This is a genomic window from Paramuribaculum intestinale (assembly GCF_030759015.1).
Lineage (GTDB): Bacteria > Bacteroidota > Bacteroidia > Bacteroidales > Muribaculaceae > Paramuribaculum > Paramuribaculum intestinale.
On sequence record NZ_CP098825.1, the window covers coordinates 454556 to 476733 of the forward strand.

Below are 22178 nucleotides of genomic sequence, written 5' to 3' on the forward strand. Positions count from 1 at the left end.
CTGGTATTGGAATGGGTTATTCAAAGAGTTCTTTTAGGCCGAGGATAAATCCCACCGATGCCATGACGAGCAATATCACGGCGATGATACGGTTGACAAGCCACATGGAGCGGACGTTGAAGTGGGCTCTGACCTTGTTGACGAAATACGTGATGAGAAACCACCATATCACGGCTCCGGCTATGATGCCGGTATAGCCGGCGATGTAGTGATAAAATCTGTATTGTGTGTCAAGAAAGTTGAAGCGTGCGAAGAGTCCGATGATGAAGAACAGTATCAGCGGATTGGAGAATGTGAAGAGGAAGCCGGTGGCGAAATCGCGCCAGTAGTTCGAGGCCTGCGGGGCGGGGGTGCGTAGCTGCCGCGATGGATTGTTGCGGAAGAGATATATGCCGTAGATGATCAATACAAGACTGCCTATGACTTGCAGCACATTCTGGTTGGATTCGATGAAGTCGGTGACAAACGAGAGTCCCAGTCCGGTGAGCAGACAGTAGATGAGGTCGGACAATGCGGCCCCGATGCCGGTGACGAAGGCTGGCATACGCCCCTTGTTGAGCGTGCGTTGTATCACAAGCATGCCGATCGGTCCCATGGGAGCTGAAATCAGTGCTCCGATGAGTATGCCGGTGATTATTATGTTTGCTGCGCTCTCCATTGTGGGGTTGTAGGGTAAGTGTGACAGTGTCGTTTATGCGATATACCGCACTGCCTCGAAACACATTTACAAAATTACAATTCTCCGCCTGAAATCACAAATCTTTTTGTAGCTATGCGCACGGCGGCGGCACAGGTCAGTAGGTGAGATGTTCGCGTCGTGAGGCGTCGATGCGGAGCAGTATGAAGAGCAGTATGGTGAAGCTCCATAGCGATGAGCCTCCATAGCTGAAGAAGGGGAGCGGGATACCGATGACAGGGCATAGGCCTATGACCATGCCGACGTTGACGGCGAGATGAAATATGAAGTAGGAGGCCACGCAATAGGCGTAGACGCGCCCGAATACGGTAGGTTGCCGTTCGGCTATGTGTATCACCCGTAGTATCAGCGCCAGAAACAGGAGCAGCACGGCGGTGGAGCCTATGAATCCTTCTTCCTCGCCGATGGTGCAGTAGATGAAGTCGGTGTGCTGTTCGGGAACATACTTCAGTTTGGTCTGGGTGCCGTTGAGAAATCCTTTGCCGGTGAGTCCGCCAGATCCTATGGCAATCTTGCTCTGATTCACGTTGTAGCCTGCACCGAGGCGGTCCTCTTCAAGTCCGAGTGTCACCTTTATGCGCTGCTGGTGATGTGGCTGAAGCACGGAGGTGAATGCATAGTTGACAGAGTAGAGGAATATCACTCCGGCCATGACGGCTCCTACAGTCACAAGGAGTGGTTTGCTGTCGCCGCGCAGGCATAGTATGAGGCAATATACGCATGAGGCGGCAAGCACTGGCGGAAGGAAGTATCTTCCTGGGATGTCAATTGCCAGAAGATGCAGTCCCCATGCCACGGCTGCCGCTCCGAGATAGAAAAGTACGACATTGCGGGCGGCTTTGACGCGGTGGCAATAGACGGCAAGCATGCCGAGCAGAAGCAGTCCGAGCATTATTATGACGGCGGCTTCGCCAAGCGGCATGTCCATGAACATCGTGCCGGCGTATTTCACCGCCACGACAAAGATGATGACTGCGCCTGCCGCCGCAAGGAGCACCAGACCGCTCATGCCTTCGCGGTAGAGCACGAAAAACAGTGAGAGATAGGCCAGTGCCGACCCGGTTTCTCTCTGGGCGAGAATGAGCGCTATCGGCACGAATATTATCGCAATGGCTCTCAGATAATTGGTGTGTGAGTCGTTGAGCCTGAACTGATAGCCGCTGAACAGTTTGGCCAGAGCCAGGGCGGTGGCAAACTTGCCGAATTCGGCAGGCTGGAAGCTGACAGGGCCGAACACGAGCCATGAGCGTGATCCCTTGATGTCCGGAGCCACGAAAATGGTCACAACCATTATGGCCAGCAGCGTGAGATAGATCGGATAGGCGTAGGTTTCATACATGCGCCTGTCTATGAGCATTATCATCAGAGCCAGGCCGAGTGCGAGAAATATCCAGCGCACCTGTTTGCCTGAAAATTCGTTGAAGTCGAAAATCGATGCGTTGTCGAAGTCGTAGCTTGCGGCATATACGCTGAACACTCCTGCCACGACAAGCACCAGATACAGTCCGACACTCATCCAGTCGATGTAGCGCACGTAGGATGTCGGCACGGCTTTATGATTAATGCTTCTTGACTCCACTGTAGATTATGGTGTTGGACTCAAGCATGCGCTGCTCGAGATATTTGCGTTGGTCGGATATCTTTCCTGTGAGATATTTCTCAATGACAAGGCTGCCGATGGGAACTCCGTAGGTGGCACCGAATCCGGCATTCTCCACGTAGGCGCAGACGGCTATTTTGGGGTTGTCGTAGGGTGCGAAACCTATGAATGCCGAGTGGTCCTTGCCGTGTGGATTCTGTGCGGTGCCGGTCTTGCCGGCCACCTCTATGTCGGGGAGTGCCGCGAGTCGGCATGTACCGCCGGTGACGGCCATGCGCATTCCTTCGGCTACGTCGGCGAAATGCCGGGCGTCGATAGTCGGATAGTGTCGGGCGATAAGATCCTGGGGCATCACAGTGTCTTCGATCTCCTTGACCACGTGGGGTGTGATGAACCATCCACGGTTGGCTATAGTGGCGCACAGATTGGCAATCTGCATGGGAGTGGCGAGGATTTCGCCCTGACCGATGGATACGGATATGATGGTGTTGGCACTCCACCGGCTCTCACCGTAGATCTTGTTGTAGAATTTGGCGTTGGGTATGAATCCGCGGCTCTCTCCGGGCAGGTCGGTGCCGAGCCGGTAGCCGTAGCCGAGCGACACGAGATGTTTCTTCCATGTTTCGAATGCTTCGGCCGATGTGCCGTACTTCGAGCGCCGGTCCACCATGGCCTTGAAGCCGTAGCAGAAATATGCATTGCATGATGTCTGTAGTGCAGGTTTGAGCGGCAGCGGCGAGCCGTGGCTGTGGCATCCTACCTTGAGGCCTCCGCTGACAAATCCGTGATAGCACGGATAGGCGGTGGAGGGTGTGATGATATTTTCCTGCAGTAGGATAAGTCCGTTGGCGGGTTTGAATGTCGAGCCGGGAGGATATGCACCCATCAGGGCACGGTCGAACAGCGGCTTGTAGAAATCGGCCACGAGAGCCTTGTAGTTGGCTCCGCGTTTGCGGCCAACGAGCAGCGATGGATCGTAGGTGGGCGATGACACCATGGCCAGTATCTCTCCGGTGGATGGCTCGATGGCCACGAGCGCTCCGATCTTGTTGACCATCAGCGATTCGGCGTATTGCTGCAACTCAATGTCGATGCTGAGCTTGAGGTTGCGGCCCGATATGGCTCCGCGGTCGCGAGCGCCATTCTCGAATTTGCCCTGTATCTGTCCCTTGGCGTCGCGTATGAGTATCTCCACTCCCTTCTCGCCGCGCAGATATTTCTCGTAGCTCTTCTCCACTCCGAGGTCGCCGGTGTAGTCGCCCGACGAATAATACGGGTCGGCGTCGATGTCGGCCTGCGACACCTCGCGTATGTTGCCGAGCACGTTGGCTGCGGCCTTGTAGCCGTATTCACGCAGTATGCGTTTCTGTATGAAAAATCCCGGATAGCGGTACATCTTCTCCTGAAGACGTCCGTAGTCCTCGGCCGAAAGATGTGTCATGAACACCTGTGGCGAATATGACGAGTAGCCGGGGTTGAGGCGTCGGTCCTTCATGTCGGCTATGCGGCGGGTGAACTGTTCGGTGGTGAGTCCGAGCGTGTTGCAGAAGTCGAGTGTGTCGAACGGCTGCACGTCGCGCGGTATCATCATGATGTCGTAGGCCGGCTGGTTGAATACCACGACCCGCCCCTGACGGTCGTAGATTATGCCTCGTGACGGATATATTGCTTTTTTCAAGAATGCGTTGGAGTCGGCATAGTCCTTGTAGCGGTCGTCGACCACCTGAAGATTGAAGAGGCGAACGATATATATGGCTACAATAAGCAGAATGAAGCCTCCGACTACATATTTCCGGCGTTCGAGTCTATAATCTTTTCTCATTGTGGCTGCTGGTGAGGCTGTCGGTGGCTATCATGAGGAGAAATGTGAGCAGGGTGCTTGAGGCGATGCGCAGCATGAGCGATAAAGGCCGGAAGAAGCTCATCGACTCTACAAGAAATATGACCAGGCAATAGATCGCCGAGAGTGTTATGGCGTATTTCGCGAATACCGGGAAGCCGAGCGAGCGGGCCGACGGGCAGGGGTCGGTGATGTCCTCCTCGCGCGGAAAATAGAGTTTTACCACCGGGCGGCGCAGTGCGGCGAGAATGGTGCATGCAATGGCATTCATTCCCTGTGTGTCGGCGAAGATGTCGACGGCGAGACCCATGAAGAATCCTATAGTCAGCGTCCAGTTGGCCGACAGGGTCAGAGGCAGATGGAGCAATGTATAGATGAATATGAATCCGACGGCATATCCGAGCAGTGCAATATGGTTGAACACCACTACCTGCACGGCTATAAGCATGATGGCGAGAAAAATGAATTTTATGGTCGTCTTGCTCATTTCTTGTCGATTATGTCGCGTTCTACCTCGCGGATTTCGTCGGTCATCGAGTCGGATATGATCCGCACGGTGCCAAGGGTGGTGAAGTCGGTGAAGAGTCTGACGCGGAGTGCGAAGAAGTTTTCGTCGTGGTCGCGCAGCCCCTTTACGATGGTGCCGATGGGCACTCCTTCGGGGAATACGGTAGAGAAGCCACTGGTGACTATGGTGTCGCCGATCTCAAACACTGCGTGTCGTGGAAGCTCTTCGAGTATGGCTTCCTCAGGATCTGTCCCGTCCCACACGAGTGATCCTACATGGTCATGTCCCTTGACTTTGCACGACAGCCGCAGGTGGTTGTTGAGCAGCGATATGACTCTGGCTGAGTGCGGGCCGGTCACATTGACGATGCCAACCACGCCGTTCTGATCCATGACACCCATTTCCGGACGGATGCCGTCGGCCGAGCCCTTGTCGATGGTGATGTAATTGTGCGTACGGTGGGTGGTGTTGTTGATCACCCTTGCGAGGATGAAACTGTAGCGCTGCAGCGCAGAGTCGGTGGTCATTGTGTCGGCATAGACCAGTTCGCGTGTGCGTTCGAGCTGTTGCTTCAGGTTGATCACTTCGAGTTCCAAAGCCGAGTTACGTCGCTGCAGGTCTTCGTTGATGTCGCGCAGATGGAAGTAGGCGGTGAGATTGCTCGCTCCCTTGTAGACGACGGCCGATACAGCATTGGCCGATGTCAGCATCACATGGTGCTGCCACGGATTGCTGTGAAAAAGCATGAAGCATCCCGCCGCCATGTAGGCGACGAAAAGCATCCATGAACTGTAGCGCAAGAAGAATTCAATGAGGTTTCTCATTGCGTCCCGGTGGTTGTTGCGTCGTTATTGGTCGGGTTGATATTCACTGGCTGTAGCCATACTTGTGCGGCGCCGCATAAACGGCGCCGGCACAGGTCAGCGGATAAGGAATGAAAATTTGTCGATGTTTTTCAGTGCCACTCCGGTACCTTTCGCTACAGCGAGCAGGGGATCCTCGGCGATATGGAACTGGATGCCGATCTTGTCGGTCAGACGCTTGTCGAGGCCACGGATAAGCGCGCCTCCTCCGGCGAGATATATGCCGTTTTTGACTATGTCGGCATACAGCTCCGGCGGTGTCTGCTCCAGAGCGCTGAGCACGGCGGCCTCTATCTTCGAGATGCTCTTCTCTATGCTGTGGGAGATCTCCTGATAGCTGACGGCGACTTCCATCGGCAGTGCTGTCATCTGGTTGGGGCCGTGGACGATGTAGTCTTCAGGCGGGTTTTCGAGTTCCATGAGAGCCGATCCGACGTTCATTTTGATAAGTTCGGCGGTGCGTTCGCCTACCTTGACGTTGTGTACGCGCCGCATGTGTTCCTGTATGTCATCAGTGAGGTCGTCGCCGGCTATGGTGATGCTCTTGTTGCTGACGATGCCGCCGAGCGATATCACGGCGATTTCGGTTGTGCCGCCGCCTATGTCTACGATCATGTTGCCTTCGGGAGCCACAACGTCAAGTCCGATTCCGAGGGCTGCGGCCATAGGCTCGTAGAGCATGTAGACGTCGCGTCCGCCGGCATGTTCCGAGGAGTCGCGCACGGCGCGGATCTCCACTTCGGTCGATCCGGAGGGGATGCCTACCACCATGCGCATCGAGGGGCTGAACCAGCGGCTCTTTTGGCTCGCTTTCTCGACGAGTCCGCGAATCATCATTTCGGCCGCCCGGAAGTCGGCTATGACGCCTTTGCGCAGCGGGCGTATGGTGCGGATCCCTTCGGGCTCGCGTCCCTGCATCATCTGAGCTTCCTTGCCCACGGTGATCATCTTGCCGGTAGACACTTCAATGGCTACGATCGACGGCTCGTCGACCACAATCTTGTCGTTGTGGATGATGATGGTATTGGCCGTGCCGAGGTCGATGGCTATTTCTTTAGTGAGTGAGAATATACCCATGAGAGATTGAATTCTGTGAAATTGTGTGGTGAGAAAAGATGGTGGTGATTAGTGCTTGAAGTGGCGGATGCCGGTGATGACCATGGCTATGCCGTTGGCGTTGCAGTAGTCAATGGTGTCCTGGTCGCGGATGGATCCTCCTGGCTGTATCACGGCGTCTACTCCGGCCTGATGGGCTATCTCGACGCAGTCGGCGAAGGGGAAGAAGGCGTCGGAGGCCATGACAGCTCCGTGAAGGTCGAAGCCGAACGAGCCTGCTTTGGCGATGGCCTGCTTGAGGGCGTCGACGCGCGATGTCTGTCCGATGCCGCTTGCAAGCAGCTGGCGGTTCTTGGCCAGTACGATGGCGTTGCTCTTGCTGTGCTTGACGATCTTGTTGGCAAACAGCAGGTCGTCGATCTGCGAAGGGGTGACGGCTTTCTCTGTGGCCTGACGGAGATCGTCGGGCGTCTCGACCTTGAGATCTTTGTCTTGCACGAGAGCGCCGTTGAGTATCGAGCGATACTGGCGGGTGGCCTTGAGCTGTGAGTGCTGCTTGAGCACAATGCGGTTCTTCTTCTGGCAGAGCACTTCGAGCGCGGCGTCGTCGTAGGCGGGTGCGATGACTACCTCAAAGAATATCTTGTTGATGGCCTCGGCTGTGGCCAGATCTATGATGCGGTTAGCGATAAGCACGCCTCCGAATGCCGATACGGGATCTCCCGCGAGGGCTGCTTCCCATGCTTCGAGCATGGTGGAACGGGTGGCCAGTCCGCAGGCGTTGTTGTGTTTGAGGATGGCGAATGTCGGTTCGGTGAATTCGGCCATGAGGTTGATCGCCGCGTCGATGTCAAGCAGGTTGTTGTAGGAGATCTCTTTGCCGTGAACCTGATCGAAAACTTCGCTGAGACGGCCGTAGAATGTGCCGTTCTGGTGGGGGTTTTCGCCGTAGCGCATGTGTTTCTCTCCGTCGACAGCTATGCGCAGATAATTCTGGCTGCTGCGGCCTGCGAAATAGTTGTAGATGTCGGTGTCGTAGCCCGATGAGACGGCGAATGCTTCGGCGGCGAAGAACTCACGTTCTTCGAGTGTCGACTGTGCGCCGTTGCGGCCGATCATCTCGGCCAGAGGGGCGTACTGTGCTTTGGATGCCACGATCACGACATCCTTGTAGTTTTTCGCTCCGGCGCGGATGAGCGATATGCCGCCTATGTCGATCTTCTCGATGATGGCGGCATGGTCTGCTCCGCTGCATACGGTGTCGGCGAAAGGATAGAGGTCGACTATCACGAGGTCGATTTCAGGAATCTCATATTGCGCGATCTGCTGACGGTCACCCTCGTTGTCGCGACGGTTGAGAATGCCGCCGAACACTTTGGGGTGAAGTGTCTTTACGCGTCCGCCAAGGATCGACGGGTACGAAGTCAGATCCTCTACGGCCGAGCAGGGGTAGCCGAGCTGTTCGATGAAGGTCTGGGTGCCGCCTGTCGAGAGAAACTTCACGCCCTGGGCATGGAGCATTGACAAAATATCGTCGAGGCCGTCCTTGTGGTAGACGGAAATGAGTGCTGTCTTGATTTTCCTTACGTCTGACATAATATGTGATACGGTTTTTAGTTTCAGAGGTGCAAAGTTACGAAATTTACATGAAAGCGAGTCTGTTTCACCTAATATATTATTAAAAAAATAGTGTTAACTTTGCAGGTGATATGGAACAGGTGTCGACTGAAAATCTTTTGCTCGCGGGATCGACGTTGCTCGTGGCCGGTGTGCTCGCGGGCAAGTCGAGCCATCGTGTCGGTCTGCCGCTGCTGCTGATCTTTCTGCTGACAGGTATGGCGTTTGGTACGGATGGTCTGGGAATGCAGTTCAGCGACATACATACGGCCCAGTCTATCGGTATGGTGGCGCTGTGTGTCATTCTGTTCTCGGGAGGCATGGGCACGAAGATTTCGTCGATAAGGCTTGTTGTGGCTCCGGGGTTGGTGCTGTCGACTGTGGGAGTGTTGCTTACAGCGCTTTTTACCGGACTTTTCATCTGGTGGCTGTCGGGGATGAGCTGGACCAATATTCATTTTCCTCTTGTCGTTTCGCTGTTGTTGGCCGCCACTATGTCGTCGACTGATTCGGCGTCGGTGTTCGGCATTCTCGGAGCGCATAAGACAGGTCTTCGTCATCATCTACGGCCGATGCTTGAGCTTGAGAGCGGATCCAATGATCCTATGGCTTATATGCTGACGATAGTGCTGATCGAAGCGGCCACGACCGATACGTCGCTGTCGGTGGGGCACGTTGTCGGCGAGTTGTTGATGCAGTTTGGTGTGGGAATTGCCGGAGGTTTTCTGACCGGGCGGCTGACGGTATGGCTTGCGTCGGTCTATCGGCGTTTGGGCGGTGCGGCGTCAGATAGCGAAGATCCTGCCCAGGCGGTGGCCATGACGGCCATTCTGATTGTGGGTTGCGTCTTTTTCTCGTTTGCTGCCACTACGGCGCTCGGCGGCAATGGTTATCTGGCGGTATATCTTTGCGGCATAACGGTGGGTAACGGACGTGTGGTCGGGCATCGGGGCATAGCGAAGTTTATCGACGGCATCACGTGGCTTGCGCAGATTGTGGTGTTTCTCATGCTCGGCCTGCTTGTCAATCCGCATGAGATGCTGTCGGTAGCGGCCGTGTCGCTGCTCATCGGTGTGTTTATGATCGTGGTCGGACGCCCGCTCAGTGTGTTCTGTTCGCTAATGCCTTTCAGGAGCGTAGGGCGACGTTCGAAGCTGTTTGTGTCGTGGGTGGGACTGCGCGGGGCGGTGCCGATAATATTTGCCACTTATCCTGTGGCGGCTCATGTGGAGGGTGCTTCGCAGATTTTCAATATAGTGTTTTTCGTCACGATCCTTTCGCTGCTCGTGCAGGGGACCACTGTCATGGCTGCAGCCCGTCGTCTTGGCCTGGTGGAGCGTCAGGAGGTGTCCGACGATCATTTTGGAGTCGAGATCCCCGACGAACTGCCTACATCGCTCCACACGCTGACACTTACGGAGGCTCATCTCGCAAACAGTGATCTTCTGCGTGATCTCGAATTGCCGCAGGGGTCGCTGGTGATAATGATACGCAGAGGCGGGCGGTATATCGTCCCGAACGGACGTCGTCGTCTGCAGCCGTCCGATGTGTTACTCATTATACGCGAAGACTGACTGTCGCCGTGGGCTGATAGGGGAGCCGGTCGTGGATATGCCATGGTTGTGGTGTGTGGTGTATTAAAAAACATTAACCGTATCTACTTTTTGGTCATAGTGAGTGTTATAGAGTAAAACTAACGTTAAAAACACATACTATTATGAAAGGTCTGATTGCTCTCGCTATTATTTTTGCTCTGGTAGGTGTGGGGTTTATGATCGCAACCCTGTTCACTTCGGGCAATGCTCTGGTGCTTCTTTCGATAGGAGGCGGTCTTGCTCTCGCAGCATTTATACTGGTGTTGGTCGGATATGCCAACAAGGCAGTGAAATGACATTCACGGCAGAGTCGGCGCGGCATGATGCGATGCCAGCCGTCTGTCGGACACGCTATCGTGCGGCGGCTATGTCTGAAGAGGCGGGCCGCCGTGCTTGCGTATTGCACGTTATGAATATTTGGCTTAATTTTGCAGAGCGACGCGGCATGGTGCCCGTCGGGCTAACAGGTATGGTAATATATGACCAGATACGACGAAACCAACCGGCAGTTTGACGGAGCAATGGCGCTCTGTCGCGATATTTTCGCCCGTAAGCTCAACGATTACGGGCCGTCATGGCGCATGATGAGGCCGGAATCAATAACTGACCAGATATATATCAAGGCTAAGCGCATACGTTCTTTGGAGATAAAGAAGGAGGCGATGGTAGACGAGGGCATTCTGCCGGAATTCATCGCTATTGTCAATTATGGTCTGGTGGGGCTGATACAGCTCGACTGTGGATTTGCCGACGATATTGATATCACCGCGGAGCGCGCTCTGGAGCTTTACGACAAGTATGCCGATCAGGCGCGCCGACTGATGAAGGCCAAGAATCATGATTATGACGAGGCTTGGCGCGGTATGCGGATCAATTCGTACACAGACCTGATTCTGACCAAACTGCAGCGCACCAAGCAGATCGAGGATCATAGCGGAATGACTGAGGTGTCGGAAGGAATCGATGCCAATTATATGGATATGGTCAATTATGCCGTGTTCGGCATAATAAAGCTAACCGAATGAGTGGACTGAAACAGTTGTCACCGCTGTCGCAGGCGGGTGTGTGGGCGCTTCGGCTGACGGTCGGTGCGGTATTTGTGCTTTCTGGGTTTGCCAAAGCCGATGATTTATGGGGATTCGTATTCAAGATAGAGGAGTATCTGCAAGTGTGGGGGATCGTGCAGCCGCGCTCGCTTGTGATTGCAGCTGCGATGTTTATCGCTTCTTTTGAATTTATCGCAGGAGTGATGCTTGCTGCCGGTTGTTATCGACGCACGGTGGTGTGGCTTCTGACTCTTATGATGGGAGTGATGCTTCCTCTCACGGCGTATATATGGGCTGCCGATCCGGTGAGCGACTGCGGATGCTTCGGTGAGATGCTTCGGCTGTCTAATGCCGCCACTTTTTTCAAGAATGTGGCGCTGATGGCGGCTCTTGTCGTGTTACTGATATATAATCGCCGTGTGGGGTGTCTGTTCGGACCGTATATACAGTGGCTTGTGCTGCTGGTTGTGTCGGTCTATGTGTCGGTGGTGGCTTTTATTGGCTATACCGTGCAGCCGATGGTGGATTTCCGGCCGTTTCCTGTCGGAACAGATCTGGGCGGTCTGCTTGCTGAGGAGGATGAGGCTGTCGCTGAATTTGAATTCGTGTATGAAAAGGATGGTGTCCGACATGCGTATGATATCGGTTCTTTGCCCGACTCTACATGGACGTTTGTTGAGCGTCGGGTGGTCGCCGGTAAGGTCGATAACCGTCCGGAGCTGGTGGTGACTGATCATGATGAGGATGTGAGCGCATATGTCGTAGAGCCTGAAGGCGGTACGCTCCTCGTTGTGATTCCGGAGTATGACCGTGCCGATGTGTCGTTTACCTATCTTGTCAATGAACTTGCCGACAGGGTGAAGAACAGCGGTGGCTCGGTTGTCGCCATAATTGGTGCCGGCGGTCGTCAAGCTGCCGAATGGACTGATCTTTCAATGGCTGATTATCCGGTGTATTCGGCCGATCCGACTCAGCTGAAGGTACTTGTGCGTGGCGCGATATCGCTCGTGTGGCTGCGCGACGGCGTGATACAGTGGAAGCGCACGGCGGCGTCAATCGATGCTGATTATGTAGAGGCATCGGAGGCAGACGACACAGTGCTCGACAGCCTGGCTCTTGAAGGGGTGGCGCGGCTGTGGCAGATCACTCTCGTAGTGCTTGCAGTGTTGGCGGTGCTGTTCATGCTTGACCGTAGCGGCCGTCTTCTGAAATGGCGCAGACAGCTTCGCCGTCAGGTGTGACGCTCGCTGATGTTATATGTGGATTTCGGTTGACTATTCCACGAACTTTCCCAAAATTCCTCAAAAGATGAGGAAAGCCAAATAAAAGTCCTGAATAAAACGTGCAAGGGCATTGCCGTGTGCGAAATTATGTGTAACTTTGCACCTGCAATCAATACAAAACCAAATTTTAACCGACATTTTCTAATGGCAACCAAAATCAGACTGCAACGTCATGGTCGTAAGAACTATGCGTTCTATCCTATTGTTATCGCCGATAGCAGGGCACCACGAGATGGTAAATTTATTGAAAGGATAGGTTCTTATAATCCGAACACTAATCCTGCTACAATAACATTGAACTTCGAACGGGCTTTGTATTGGGTAAATGTAGGCGCAGAGCCTACCGACACCGTGCGCACGATCCTCTCTTCAGAGGGTGTGATGCTTATGAAGCACCTTCAGGGCGGTGTGAAGAAAGGCGCTTTCGACGAGGCTGAAGCACAGCGTCGTTTCGAGGCATGGAAAAAGATGAAGCAGGGTCAGACCGACGCTCTTGTCGCATCCATGGCCGACAAGAAAGAACTCGCCGCCAAAGAGCGTTTCGAAGCCGAGCAGGCCAAGAACAAGGCAAAGGCTGAGATCGTAGCCAAGAAAAAGGCTGAGATCGCTGCTGCAAAGGCTGAGGCTGAAGCCGCTGCCGCTGCTGCCGAGGCTCCCGCCGAAGAGGCTGCTCCCGCTGAGGAGGCACCTGCTGCAGAAGCTCCCGCCGCAGAGTGATGTGTGGGGTGACGTGTCGCTGTATGGCGGCGTGTTCATGACGCTCTGACGTCCAGAGGCGTAAAAAACAATAAGACGCATTGGAGATATCTCTGATGCGTCTTCGTTTTTTTTGTTTCTTGGGCTGACTCGTGTCGGTGTTGTCGTGGCACGCTGTCGGCAAGTGTATATAGATAGCTTCTGTCGTGGTGGGGTGGGGTATTGAAGGGCAGGCTTATGTGGAAGAATTTGTTGTCGTGTGATATGCGCGGTCGGCTGGCCGGCGTGTCCGGTCATATAAGTCCGATGGTGTGCAGCATGTCGGAGTAGTAGGCGGCTTTAGAGGTGATCGACATAGGGTAGGCCCGTGAGGTAGAAGGCATGCGCCAGTGGCGGATCTTGCGTCCGGCGAAGTCCGTTTCGACAAAATGCCCCATCTGTGGCACTGCTGATGATGTAAGCGTAGCGATGACTTCTGCGGCTTTCTGTCCTGTAGTGGCTATTTCGGTACAGTCAGGCATGCGGACGAGTAATGACTGAAGGTCGACTGGTTCTACGATGTCAAGGTATTTGTCGGATGCGTTTTCGCGCAGCCGGCGCACTTTAGCTGCGGTATCCCACATGGCTATATGCAGATCCTTGAGCATACGCCGTATGTCGTCGAGCCGGAATGTTTCTGTGGCTGGATCGATCAGATGCTGCCGGTCGCCGTAGACGGCGATTCCCATTATGCGCCAGAAGTCATTGATGCGGTTGGGGTAGAAAAACGGCATCTGCCACCTTTTGGGCTGTGGCGGAAAGGTTCCCATGAATATGAGTCGTGCGCCCTCGGGAATAAACGGTTCCCAGGGGTGCTCTTCTATGGGGAGTGAGGATGTGGGTGCTGAAATCGCAGAGCCAGACCTTGTGTCAGTGGTTTCTGACGATTCTGACTCTTGCTTGCGAGAGGTGTCTGACTTGCTGCGTGTCATTTTCTGCGTTAATATGCGCGTTGAGCATAGCCTCGCTATCGGTCCACCGTTCGGCAGTTTCGACCTGCGGTGTCTGGATAGTGTTGCTTTTTTGTGTGCTTTCATACGCAGCCCATGCTCCGAGGGCGGCCAAAGCAAGCAGAATTCGGGGAAATACGGTTTTCATTATTACGTTAATCGGTTGTTTGGGCGCAAATATAATATCAATAGTCGGGTCGGGCAAATTTTTTGGTGAAAAATAGTGTATTAAGTCCACTTTTTTCGAAATTTTGCCTCAAGTATAGCTTTTTGCAGCGGATAGACGTTTATTTCTCGCTTGGTATAAAGAAAAAATGCACCCCTTTGGAGGGTGCATTTCTCAATGTTGTTTGTCGTGCGGCCGGGGGTTATGCCTTTACGCGGCCGATGTAGGATCCGTCGCGGGTGTCAACCTCGATGAGCTCGCCTTCGTTGATGAAGAGCGGCACTCGTACTTCCGCGCCGGTTTCGACTGTGGCGGGTTTGAGGGTGTTGGTGGCTGTGTCGCCTTTAAGTCCCGGTTCGGTATATGTGATTTTGAGTACGGTCTTGATGGGCATCTCGGCGAAGAGCACGGTTTCGGTGGATGCGTCAGTCACGACTTCCACTGTGTCGCCCTCTTTCATGTATGCCGCGCCGGTGACGAGTTCTTTGTTGATGGGAATCTGCTCGAATGTCTCGTTGTTCATGAAGATATCGTCGTCGCCATCGGTGTAGAGGTACTGGAACGGGCGGCGCTCGACTCTCACGTCCTCAAGCTTCTCGCCGATGTTGAAGCGGCGCTCGAGTACGCGGCCGTCGACAACGTCCTTGAGCTTGGTGCGCATAAAGGTGTTGCCTTTGCCGGGCTTCACGTGAAGGAATTCTACACAGAAGTAGAGGCGGCCGTCCATGCGTATGCAGGTGCCGTTTTTGATGTCTTGAGCGTTGATCATATAATTATGATGATTTGATTTTCCGGGCGCAAATTTAAGAAAAATGCGTCAAACTGCCAAGTGTTGCGTCGTAGAACAGTGTTGTAATGTGGTGTACGGCTGACATCCGGGTCGGTCAGGGGCTGGTGAGGGCAGAGCGGCCGGTGTGTTAATAGTATGTGTCAAAATCGATGCGGAGGGGTTGAATTTTCGCCAATAATGCTTAAATTTGCACCCATAAACATCACCAACAATAAACCAAGCATGGTCGTATTCTTCAAGAAAGGCGCCGACACAGTGACAGCTGTGGAAACTGACCACCGTTTCTCTGATCAGGAGAAGGAGAAACTCACGTGGCTGTTCGGAGGTGCCAAACCTCTCTCGTCAACTTCAGTGAAAGGCACATTTGTGGGTCCCCGCAAGGAGATGATAACCCCGTGGAGCACAAATGCCGTAGAGATAACCCAGAACATGGGACTGACAGGAATCACGCGCATAGAGCAGTTTGTGGTGGCGCGTGAGAATCCGCCAAAGTTCGACAAGATGCTCGAACGTGTCTACGAGGGACTCAACTCACGGGTGTTCACCACCGACCGCAAGCCCGAACCGATAGTTTATATCGAGGATATAGCCGAATACAACCGTGCGGAGGGTCTGGCGCTCAGCGCCGATGAGGAGAACTATCTGTGCGATCTGTCGCGGAGGCTCGGCCGTCCGCTGACCGACAGCGAGGTGTTCGGATTCTCGCAGGTCAATTCCGAGCATTGCCGTCACAAGATATTCAACGGCACATTCGTGATCGATGGTCAGGAGAAACCTATGTCGCTGTTCAAGCTGATCAAAAAGACATCCCAGACCAATCCCAACGCTCTTGTGTCGGCTTACAAGGACAATGTGGCCTTTGTCAAGGGCCCGAAAGTAGAGCAGTTCTATCCGGTCAATCCCGAACAGCCTGATTATTTCGACGTCAAGGAGATACCGACCGTGATATCGCTTAAAGCCGAAACTCACAATTTCCCCACAACCGTAGAGCCTTTCAACGGTGCGGCTACCGGTTCGGGCGGCGAGATCCGCGACCGACTCGGAGGAGGCCGCGCCAGTCTGCCCATAGCCGGTACGGCTGTGTATATGACATCATATCCGCGCATGAGTCCCGGGCATCGCTGGGAGCTGATGATGAATCCGCGTGTGTGGCTTTATCAGACACCATGCGACATACTCATCAAGGCTTCTAACGGAGCGTCGGATTTCGGAAATAAATTCGGTCAGCCGCTGATCTGCGGATCGCTGCTTACGTTTGAACACGATGAGAACGGCAAGCTCTATGCTTATGACAAGGTGATCATGCTTGCCGGAGGCGTAGGCTTCGCCGCAGCGCGCGACGCTATCAAAGGCACTCCAGAGCCGGGTGAGAAAGTAGTGGTGATGGGTGGCGACAACTACCGTATCGGTATGGGTGGCGGCGCCGTTTCGTCGGTGGCGACAGGCCAGTATGCCAACGCTATCGAGCTGAACGCTGTGCAGCGAGCCAATCCTGAGATGCAGAAGCGCGTCAGCAATGTCATACGTGCTCTTGCCGAGAGCGACAGCAATCCGATCGTGTCGATCCACGACCACGGCGCAGGCGGACATCTCAACGCTTTGTCGGAACTGGTTGAGGCTACCGGCGGCCATATCGATCTCAATGCTCTTCCTGTAGGTGACAAGACTCTGTCGGCCAAGGAGATCGTTGGTAATGAGAGTCAGGAACGCATGGGCATGGTGCTCCACGCCGACGATATAGAGCGGGTGGCACGCATCGCAGAGCGCGAACGCAGCCCGCTGTATGTGGTGGGTGAGACCACTGCCGACGACCGCTTCGTGTTCGAGCAGGCCGACGGCGTAAAGCCGATCGATCTTGCTATGGCCGACATGTTTGGCAATTCGCCCAAGACTGTCATGACCGACAACACTGTGGTGAATACGTATGCCGACCTTGAATATTCGTCCGATAAGATCGAGGATTATGTGCGCGATGTGCTCAGCCTGGAGGCTGTGGCATCCAAGGACTGGCTCACAAACAAGGTTGACCGTTCGGTGACCGGCAAGGTGGCCCGTCAGCAGTGTCAGGGCGAGATACAGCTCCCGCTCAGCGACTGTGGAGTAGTGGCTCTCGACTACCGCGGCAAGGAGGGCATAGCCACTTCTATCGGCCATGCTCCCCAGGTGGCTCTGGTTGATGCCGCCCGTGGTTCGGTGATGGCTGTGGCCGAGTCGCTGACCAATATCGTCGGCGCGCCTCTGAAGGGTGGGCTCAAAGCGGTGTCGCTGTCGGCCAACTGGATGTGGCCCTGCCGTAACGAGGGCGAGGATGCGGCGCTCTACCGTGCAGTGGAGGCCTGCAGTGACTTTGCCTGCGCTCTCGGTATCAATATCCCAACCGGCAAGGACAGTCTTTCGATGACTCAGAAATATGGCGATGACAAGGTGTTCGCTCCCGGCACTGTGATCATTTCGGCTGCCGGTGAGGTGACCGACGTGAAACGTACGGTAAGCCCGGTGATGCAGCCCAAGAAGTCGCAGTTTATATATGTCGACTTCTCGTCCGATTCGCTCAAGCTCGGCGGTTCGGCTCTGGGACAGACCATGAACCGTCTTGGCGCTGAGGCTCCGACAGTAGCCGATGCCGGACGGTTTGCGGCGGCGTTCAATGCCGTGCAGCGGCTTGTGGCGCGTGGTTCGGTGATGGCCGCCCACGATGTCTCGGCCGGCGGTCTGGTGACTACGCTCCTCGAAATGGCTTTCGCCAACACCAAGGGTGGTATCGAGATGTCGACCGATGGCTTTGTCGCCGCCGGCGAGGACGATCTCGTCAAGATATTGTTTGCAGAGAATCCGGCCGTAGTGCTCCAGGTGGCCGACGACAAAGCCGACAAGGCTATGGAACTTCTTGACAAGGCAGGTGTGAAGCACATCGTCATCGGCCGTCCTGCCGAGGAGCGCATGCTTATGATAAATCATCGCGGAGAGGAAACGATGCTCGGCATCGATTGGCTGCGCGACGTGTGGATGCGTCCGTCGTATCTGCTTGACCGCTGCCAGAGCGGCGAAAAGCAGGCTGCAAGCCGTTTTGAGAACTACAAGAAGCAGCCTATCCGCTATCGTCTGCCCAAAGGCTTCGACGGCAAGCTTGCCTCGCGTGGCCTGACGCTCGGACGCCATGCCAAGTCGGGCGTGCGCGCTGCAATAATAAGGGAGAAGGGCGTCAATGGCGATCGCGAGATGGCTTATTCGCTCTATCTGGCCGGATTCGATGTGAAAGACGTGCACATGACCGACCTGATGAGCGGACGTGAAACGCTTGAGGATGTCAACATGATCGTGTTCTGCGGAGGCTTCTCCAATTCCGATGTGCTCGGTTCGGCCAAAGGATGGGCCGGCGGCTTCCTGTGGAATGACAACGCCCGCACAGCTCTCGAACGCTTCTACAAGCGCTCCGACACACTTAGCCTCGGCATCTGTAACGGATGTCAGCTGATGGTCGAACTCAACCTCATAAACCCGGAGCATCCGAAGCGCGCGAGGATGGAACACAACGACAGCCACAAGTTCGAATCGCAGTTCCTGGGAGTGACAGTGCCCGAAAACAACTCCGTGATGTTCGGTCCGCTGTCAGGCATGAAGACCGGTATATGGGTGGCTCATGGCGAAGGAAAATTTGTCTTGCCGATGCCGCTTGAAAACTATAATGTCGTGGCCCGCTACAGCTATGCCTCATATCCGGGCAATCCCAACGGCTCGCGTGGCGCTGTGGCAGGAATCTGCTCGGCCGACGGACGTCATCTGGCCATGATGCCTCACCTCGAAAGAGCGATATTCCCGTGGCAGTGTGGCTACTATCCCGCCGCGCGACGGTCGGACGAAGTGACGCCCTGGATCGATGCCTTCGTCAATGCGCGCAAGTGGATTGAAAACCATAAATAAATTATCGAATCACAACCTACAGCAGGTGAGTCCATACGATGATCATTCCGATCACAGGACCACCTGCTTAAAAAATTGAATATGGGAGGTTTTTTCGGAATCTCAAAACGTTCGGACTGTGTCAGCGAGCTTTTTTACGGCGTTGACTACAACAGTCACATGGGCACCAAACGTGCCGGCATGGCGACGGTGAACAATGGTGTGTTCAGCCGCTCCATACACAATATAGAGAATTCATATTTCCGCACGAAGTTCGAAGGCGATCTGCACGAATTTTCTGGCCGTCAGGGTATCGGCGTGATAAGCGATACGGATGCACAGCCTATAATCGTCAACTGTCATCTGGGCAAGTTCGCCATCGTGACCGTAGGCCGCATCAACAATATCCGCGAGCTTGAGAGCGAACTGCTTGAAAAAGGCCATCACTTCTGCGAGCACAGCTACGATATAATCAATCCCACTGAGATGATCGCGGCTCTCATAAGCGAGGGCAGCGACTATGTGAGCGGTATAGAAAACGTATATAACCGCGTCAAGGGATCGTGCAGCATGCTTCTGCTGCTTGAGGACCGTATAATAGCGGCCCGCGACCGTCTTGGCCGTACTCCTATAATCATCGGCCGTAAGGACGGGGCTTTTGCCGCTACATCCGAAAGCTGCGCGTTCCCCAATCTCGGTTTCCGGATAGAGCGCGATCTCGGCCCAGGCGAGATCGTGGAGTTCGACTCCGAAGGCATGCGGCAGCTCAAAGCTCCTGGAGAAGAGATGCAGGTGTGCGCCTTTCTCTGGACCTATTACGGTTATCCGGTGTGCCAGTATGAGGGACGCAACGTAGACGAAATGCGCTACGAATGCGGCAAGAATATGGGCAGCGACGATGACACCGATGCCGATTTCGTCAGCGCTATTCCCGACTCCGGCATAGGAATGGCTCTCGGTTATGCCGAGGGCAAGAAGGTGCCTTACAAGCGCGGTATCGTCAAGTACACTCCGACCTGGCCACGCAGTTTCACTCCGAGCACACAGGAGCGCCGCGAGCTGGTGGCCAAGATGAAGCTTATCCCCAACAAATCGCTTTTGCGCGACCGCAAAGTGATATTCTGCGACGACTCGATCGTCAGGGGAACGCAGCTCCGCGACAACGTCAGCGATCTATATGAGTCGGGCGCCCGCGAGGTGCACATGCGCATCAGCTGTCCGCCCCTGATATATCCCTGCCGCTTCCTCAACTTCACTGCGTCGAAAAGCGAACTGGAGCTGATCACCCGTCGTGTGATCAAGGAGCTTGAGGGGGATCACGATCGTAACCTCGAAGAATATGCAGCCACCGGCAGCGAGAAATACCGTCGCATGGTGGAGACAATCCGCGAGCAGCTCGGCATAGATTCTCTTCAGTTCAGTTCGATAGAGAATGTGGTCAGCTCGATCGGATTGCCAAAGTGCAAGATCTGTACCCATTGTTTCGACGGCAGCAGCCACGACTGAGCCGATACGCTCCGGCGGTTTGCCGTTGTCGGCTGAAATTAGTATCTTTGTAGCCTGAATTAGAAATTATCAATAATAAGAAAAAGTATGAGCCTTAACATCGTTGTGCTCGCAAAGCAGGTGCCTGACACCCGCAACGTGGGCAAAGATGCAATGAAGGAGGACGGCACCATCAACCGCGCCGCTCTCCCCGCCATCTTCAACCCTGAGGATCTCAACGCGCTTGAGCAGGCGCTCCGCATAAAGGACGCCAACCCCGGGACCACAGTCACTCTTCTTACCATGGGTCTTCCCCGTGCCTCGGAGATAATCCGCGAGGCCATGATGCGCGGAGCCGACGGCGGCATTGTTCTGACCGACCGTGTGCTTGGTGGCGCCGATACTCTAGCCACATCCTATTCGCTCGCCCAGGCTGTGAAAAAGATCGGCAATTACGACCTGATCCTCGGCGGCCGTCAGGCAATCGACGGCGACACCGCTCAGGTTGGCCCCCAGATAGCCGAGAAGCTCGGTCTGCCTCAGGTGACATATGCCGAGGATATTCTCGAAGTGGCCAATGGCCATATCATAGTAAAGCGACGTCTGGAAAACGGCGTTGAAACCGTCAAGGCTCCGCTGCCATGCGTGGTGACTGTCAACGGATCGGCGCCCGACTGCCGTCCGCGCAACGCCATGCGTCTGATGCGGTTCAAATATGCTACATCGCAGTCGGAGCAGTCCAAACTGCCCGAACAGATAAAGGAGATAGTGGCCAAACGTCCGGAACTGACCATCCGCGAGTGGAGTGCAGCCGACGTCGACGCTGATCCGGAGCAGATCGGTATGCCCGGCTCTCCGACCAAGGTGAAGAATATCGTCAACGTGGTGTTCACAGCCAAGGAGAGCCGCAAGCTCGACAACGACGACGAGTCGCTCGAAGGTCTGATAAAGGAACTTTTAGCCAATCACACGATAGGCTGATGCCGGTCGTTAACCTCTAAATGTCAAAGAAAACAATATGGCAGACACCAACAATCTCATAGTATATTGCGAGTACGACGACGGCAAGGTGGCCGACGTCAGCCTTGAGCTGCTGACCAAGGGACGACAGCTCGCCAACAACCTCGGCGTGAAGCTTGAGGCAGTGGTAATCGGCGACAAGCTTCACGATGTGGAGAAAGAGATCTTCAAATATGGCGCCGACACGGTCTATAAGTTCGAGGATAAGAAGCTTTATCCCTATACCTCCAATCCTCACGCTTCGGCTCTCATCAACCTGTTCAAGGAGATCAAGCCTCAGGTATGCCTCATGGGCGCCACCTGTATAGGCCGCGATCTGGGTCCGCGTGTGAGCTCGTGCCTCCACAGCGGTCTGACCGCCGACTGCACAGCGCTTGAGATCGGCCCGCACACCGATCCCAAGACCGGAAAGGCTTACGAAAACCTGCTATACCAGATACGTCCGGCATTCGGCGGCAACATCGTGGCAACGATCGTCAATCCTGATTGCCGTCCGCAGATGGCCACAGTGCGCGAGGGCGTCATGAAGAAGCAGATCCATGATGAGAACCATAGGGGCAAGGTGGTTAATCTCGACGTGAAGAAATATGTCCGCCCCGAGGACTACGTGGTGGAGATCATCGACCGTCATATCGAAAAGTCGAAGGTCAACATCAAGAATTCGCCCATCATCGTTGCCGGAGGTTACGGCATGGGTTCGAAGGAAAACTTCGATCTTCTCTTCGATCTCGCCAACACTCTCGGCGGAGAGGTCGGTGCATCGCGTGCGGCTGTCGACGCCGGCTTTGTCGACCACGACCGTCAGATCGGACAGACCGGTGTCACCGTCCGTCCGAAACTCTATATCGCCTGCGGTATATCCGGACAGATACAGCATATAGCCGGCATGCAGGACAGTGCTATGGTCATCTCCATCAATAACGATCCGGAGGCTCCCATCAACACTATCGCCGACTATGTGATAACCGGCAACGCCGAGGAGATCGTGCCCAAACTCATCAAGTACTACAAAAAGAACTCGAAGTAA

General features: G+C 54.7%; 19 protein-coding genes. 9 read left to right on the forward strand and 10 right to left on the reverse strand.

Going from position 1 to position 22178, the window contains the following annotated elements; all coding sequences use genetic code 11:
- Positions 1-16 precede the first annotated feature (16 nt).
- From NF347_RS01880 to purH, 7 genes are all read right to left on the reverse strand, one after another.
- On the reverse strand, positions 17-658 hold the full coding sequence (locus NF347_RS01880) for a LysE family translocator (protein WP_107036164.1): 642 nt from the start codon (positions 656-658) through the stop codon (positions 17-19).
- A gap of 136 nt (positions 659-794) precedes the next feature.
- Positions 795-2213, reverse strand: a complete 1419-nt coding sequence (gene rodA / locus NF347_RS01885) for a rod shape-determining protein RodA (RefSeq protein WP_107036194.1) — start codon at positions 2211-2213, stop codon at positions 795-797.
- A 43-nt stretch (positions 2214-2256) separates the two neighbouring features.
- The gene (mrdA, locus tag NF347_RS01890; protein ID WP_107036163.1) at positions 2257-4119 is read right to left on the reverse strand and encodes a penicillin-binding protein 2; all 1863 of its coding nucleotides are present in this window, start codon (positions 4117-4119) and stop codon (positions 2257-2259) included.
- Positions 4103-4624, reverse strand: coding sequence for a rod shape-determining protein MreD (locus NF347_RS01895; protein ID WP_107036162.1), 522 nt, complete (start codon positions 4622-4624; stop codon positions 4103-4105). The genes mrdA and NF347_RS01895 overlap by 17 nt, the downstream gene beginning before the upstream one ends.
- Positions 4621-5469, reverse strand: coding sequence for a rod shape-determining protein MreC (gene mreC / locus NF347_RS01900; protein ID WP_107036161.1), 849 nt, complete (start codon positions 5467-5469; stop codon positions 4621-4623). The genes NF347_RS01895 and mreC overlap by 4 nt, the downstream gene beginning before the upstream one ends.
- 96 nt (positions 5470-5565) lie before the next feature.
- Positions 5566-6585 (reverse strand): rod shape-determining protein, encoded by a 1020-nt coding sequence (locus tag NF347_RS01905; RefSeq protein WP_107036160.1) that lies wholly within the window; start codon positions 6583-6585, stop codon positions 5566-5568.
- Positions 6586-6633: 48 nt separating this feature from the next.
- Positions 6634-8160 carry a bifunctional phosphoribosylaminoimidazolecarboxamide formyltransferase/IMP cyclohydrolase gene (gene purH, locus NF347_RS01910; protein ID WP_107036159.1) on the reverse strand — a complete coding sequence of 509 codons (1527 nt, stop codon included), beginning with the start codon at positions 8158-8160 and terminating at the stop codon, positions 6634-6636.
- A gap of 113 nt (positions 8161-8273) precedes the next feature.
- Between purH and NF347_RS01915 the strand changes: the two genes are divergently transcribed.
- From NF347_RS01915 to NF347_RS01935, 5 genes are all read left to right on the forward strand, one after another.
- A complete protein-coding gene (locus tag NF347_RS01915) occupies positions 8274-9755 on the forward strand; it encodes a potassium/proton antiporter (RefSeq protein ID WP_107036158.1) in 1482 nt (493 codons plus the stop codon).
- 143 nt (positions 9756-9898) lie between these two features.
- A complete protein-coding gene (locus NF347_RS01920) occupies positions 9899-10072 on the forward strand; it encodes a hypothetical protein (RefSeq protein WP_161553745.1) in 174 nt (57 codons plus the stop codon).
- Between the two features lie 183 nt (positions 10073-10255).
- Complete coding sequence (locus NF347_RS01925; protein WP_107036157.1) at positions 10256-10801, forward strand: DUF1599 domain-containing protein; 546 nt, start codon at positions 10256-10258, stop codon at positions 10799-10801.
- Complete coding sequence (locus NF347_RS01930; protein WP_107036156.1) at positions 10798-12063, forward strand: BT_3928 family protein; 1266 nt, start codon at positions 10798-10800, stop codon at positions 12061-12063. The genes NF347_RS01925 and NF347_RS01930 overlap by 4 nt, the downstream gene beginning before the upstream one ends.
- 186 nt (positions 12064-12249) lie before the next feature.
- Positions 12250-12822, forward strand: a complete 573-nt coding sequence (locus NF347_RS01935) for a 30S ribosomal protein S16 (RefSeq protein WP_107036155.1) — start codon at positions 12250-12252, stop codon at positions 12820-12822.
- Positions 12823-13094: 272 nt separating this feature from the next.
- On the opposite strand, the gene NF347_RS01940 is transcribed toward NF347_RS01935, so the two are convergent.
- The 3 genes from NF347_RS01940 to efp form a co-directional block, all read right to left on the reverse strand.
- The gene (locus NF347_RS01940) at positions 13095-13610 is read right to left on the reverse strand and encodes a uracil-DNA glycosylase family protein (RefSeq protein ID WP_107681308.1); all 516 of its coding nucleotides are present in this window, start codon (positions 13608-13610) and stop codon (positions 13095-13097) included.
- 100 nt (positions 13611-13710) lie between these two features.
- A complete protein-coding gene (locus NF347_RS01945; RefSeq protein WP_107681307.1) occupies positions 13711-13938 on the reverse strand; it encodes a hypothetical protein in 228 nt (75 codons plus the stop codon).
- 220 nt (positions 13939-14158) lie between these two features.
- On the reverse strand, positions 14159-14725 hold the full coding sequence (gene efp / locus NF347_RS01950; RefSeq protein WP_107036152.1) for an elongation factor P: 567 nt from the start codon (positions 14723-14725) through the stop codon (positions 14159-14161).
- A 243-nt stretch (positions 14726-14968) separates the two neighbouring features.
- On the opposite strand from efp, the gene purL reads away from it, so the two are divergent.
- The 4 genes from purL to NF347_RS01970 all read left to right on the forward strand — a co-directional run bounded on the left by purL (position 14969) and on the right by NF347_RS01970 (position 22178).
- Positions 14969-18667, forward strand: a complete 3699-nt coding sequence (gene purL, locus NF347_RS01955; RefSeq protein ID WP_107036193.1) for a phosphoribosylformylglycinamidine synthase — start codon at positions 14969-14971, stop codon at positions 18665-18667.
- An 81-nt stretch (positions 18668-18748) separates the two neighbouring features.
- Positions 18749-20152: an amidophosphoribosyltransferase gene (locus tag NF347_RS01960; RefSeq protein WP_107036151.1), complete on the forward strand. Its 1404-nt coding sequence runs from the start codon at positions 18749-18751 to the stop codon at positions 20150-20152.
- A gap of 87 nt (positions 20153-20239) precedes the next feature.
- Positions 20240-21112 carry an electron transfer flavoprotein subunit beta/FixA family protein gene (locus NF347_RS01965; protein ID WP_107036150.1) on the forward strand — a complete coding sequence of 291 codons (873 nt, stop codon included), beginning with the start codon at positions 20240-20242 and terminating at the stop codon, positions 21110-21112.
- Between the two features lie 37 nt (positions 21113-21149).
- Positions 21150-22178, forward strand: a complete 1029-nt coding sequence (locus NF347_RS01970) for an electron transfer flavoprotein subunit alpha/FixB family protein (RefSeq protein ID WP_107036149.1) — start codon at positions 21150-21152, stop codon at positions 22176-22178.

Bases quoted from the DNA above. Each gene is read 5' to 3' on its own strand.
- NF347_RS01880 (WP_107036164.1), bottom strand. From the start codon at position 658: ATGGAGAGCGCAGCAAACATAATAATCACCGGCATACTCATCGGAGCA.
- rodA (WP_107036194.1), bottom strand. From the start codon at position 2,213: ATGAGTGTCGGACTGTATCTGGTGCTTGTCGTGGCAGGAGTGTTCAGC.
- mrdA (WP_107036163.1), bottom strand. From the start codon at position 4,119: ATGAGAAAAGATTATAGACTCGAACGCCGGAAATATGTAGTCGGAGGC.
- NF347_RS01895 (WP_107036162.1), bottom strand. From the start codon at position 4,624: ATGAGCAAGACGACCATAAAATTCATTTTTCTCGCCATCATGCTTATA.
- mreC (WP_107036161.1), bottom strand. From the start codon at position 5,469: ATGAGAAACCTCATTGAATTCTTCTTGCGCTACAGTTCATGGATGCTT.
- NF347_RS01905 (WP_107036160.1), bottom strand. From the start codon at position 6,585: ATGGGTATATTCTCACTCACTAAAGAAATAGCCATCGACCTCGGCACG.
- purH (WP_107036159.1), bottom strand. From the start codon at position 8,160: ATGTCAGACGTAAGGAAAATCAAGACAGCACTCATTTCCGTCTACCAC.
- NF347_RS01915 (WP_107036158.1), top strand. From the start codon at position 8,274: ATGGAACAGGTGTCGACTGAAAATCTTTTGCTCGCGGGATCGACGTTG.
- NF347_RS01920 (WP_161553745.1), top strand. From the start codon at position 9,899: ATGAAAGGTCTGATTGCTCTCGCTATTATTTTTGCTCTGGTAGGTGTG.
- NF347_RS01925 (WP_107036157.1), top strand. From the start codon at position 10,256: ATGACCAGATACGACGAAACCAACCGGCAGTTTGACGGAGCAATGGCG.
- NF347_RS01930 (WP_107036156.1), top strand. From the start codon at position 10,798: ATGAGTGGACTGAAACAGTTGTCACCGCTGTCGCAGGCGGGTGTGTGG.
- NF347_RS01935 (WP_107036155.1), top strand. From the start codon at position 12,250: ATGGCAACCAAAATCAGACTGCAACGTCATGGTCGTAAGAACTATGCG.
- NF347_RS01940 (WP_107681308.1), bottom strand. From the start codon at position 13,610: ATGGGAACCTTTCCGCCACAGCCCAAAAGGTGGCAGATGCCGTTTTTC.
- NF347_RS01945 (WP_107681307.1), bottom strand. From the start codon at position 13,938: ATGAAAACCGTATTTCCCCGAATTCTGCTTGCTTTGGCCGCCCTCGGA.
- efp (WP_107036152.1), bottom strand. From the start codon at position 14,725: ATGATCAACGCTCAAGACATCAAAAACGGCACCTGCATACGCATGGAC.
- purL (WP_107036193.1), top strand. From the start codon at position 14,969: ATGGTCGTATTCTTCAAGAAAGGCGCCGACACAGTGACAGCTGTGGAA.
- NF347_RS01960 (WP_107036151.1), top strand. From the start codon at position 18,749: ATGGGAGGTTTTTTCGGAATCTCAAAACGTTCGGACTGTGTCAGCGAG.
- NF347_RS01965 (WP_107036150.1), top strand. From the start codon at position 20,240: ATGAGCCTTAACATCGTTGTGCTCGCAAAGCAGGTGCCTGACACCCGC.
- NF347_RS01970 (WP_107036149.1), top strand. From the start codon at position 21,150: ATGGCAGACACCAACAATCTCATAGTATATTGCGAGTACGACGACGGC.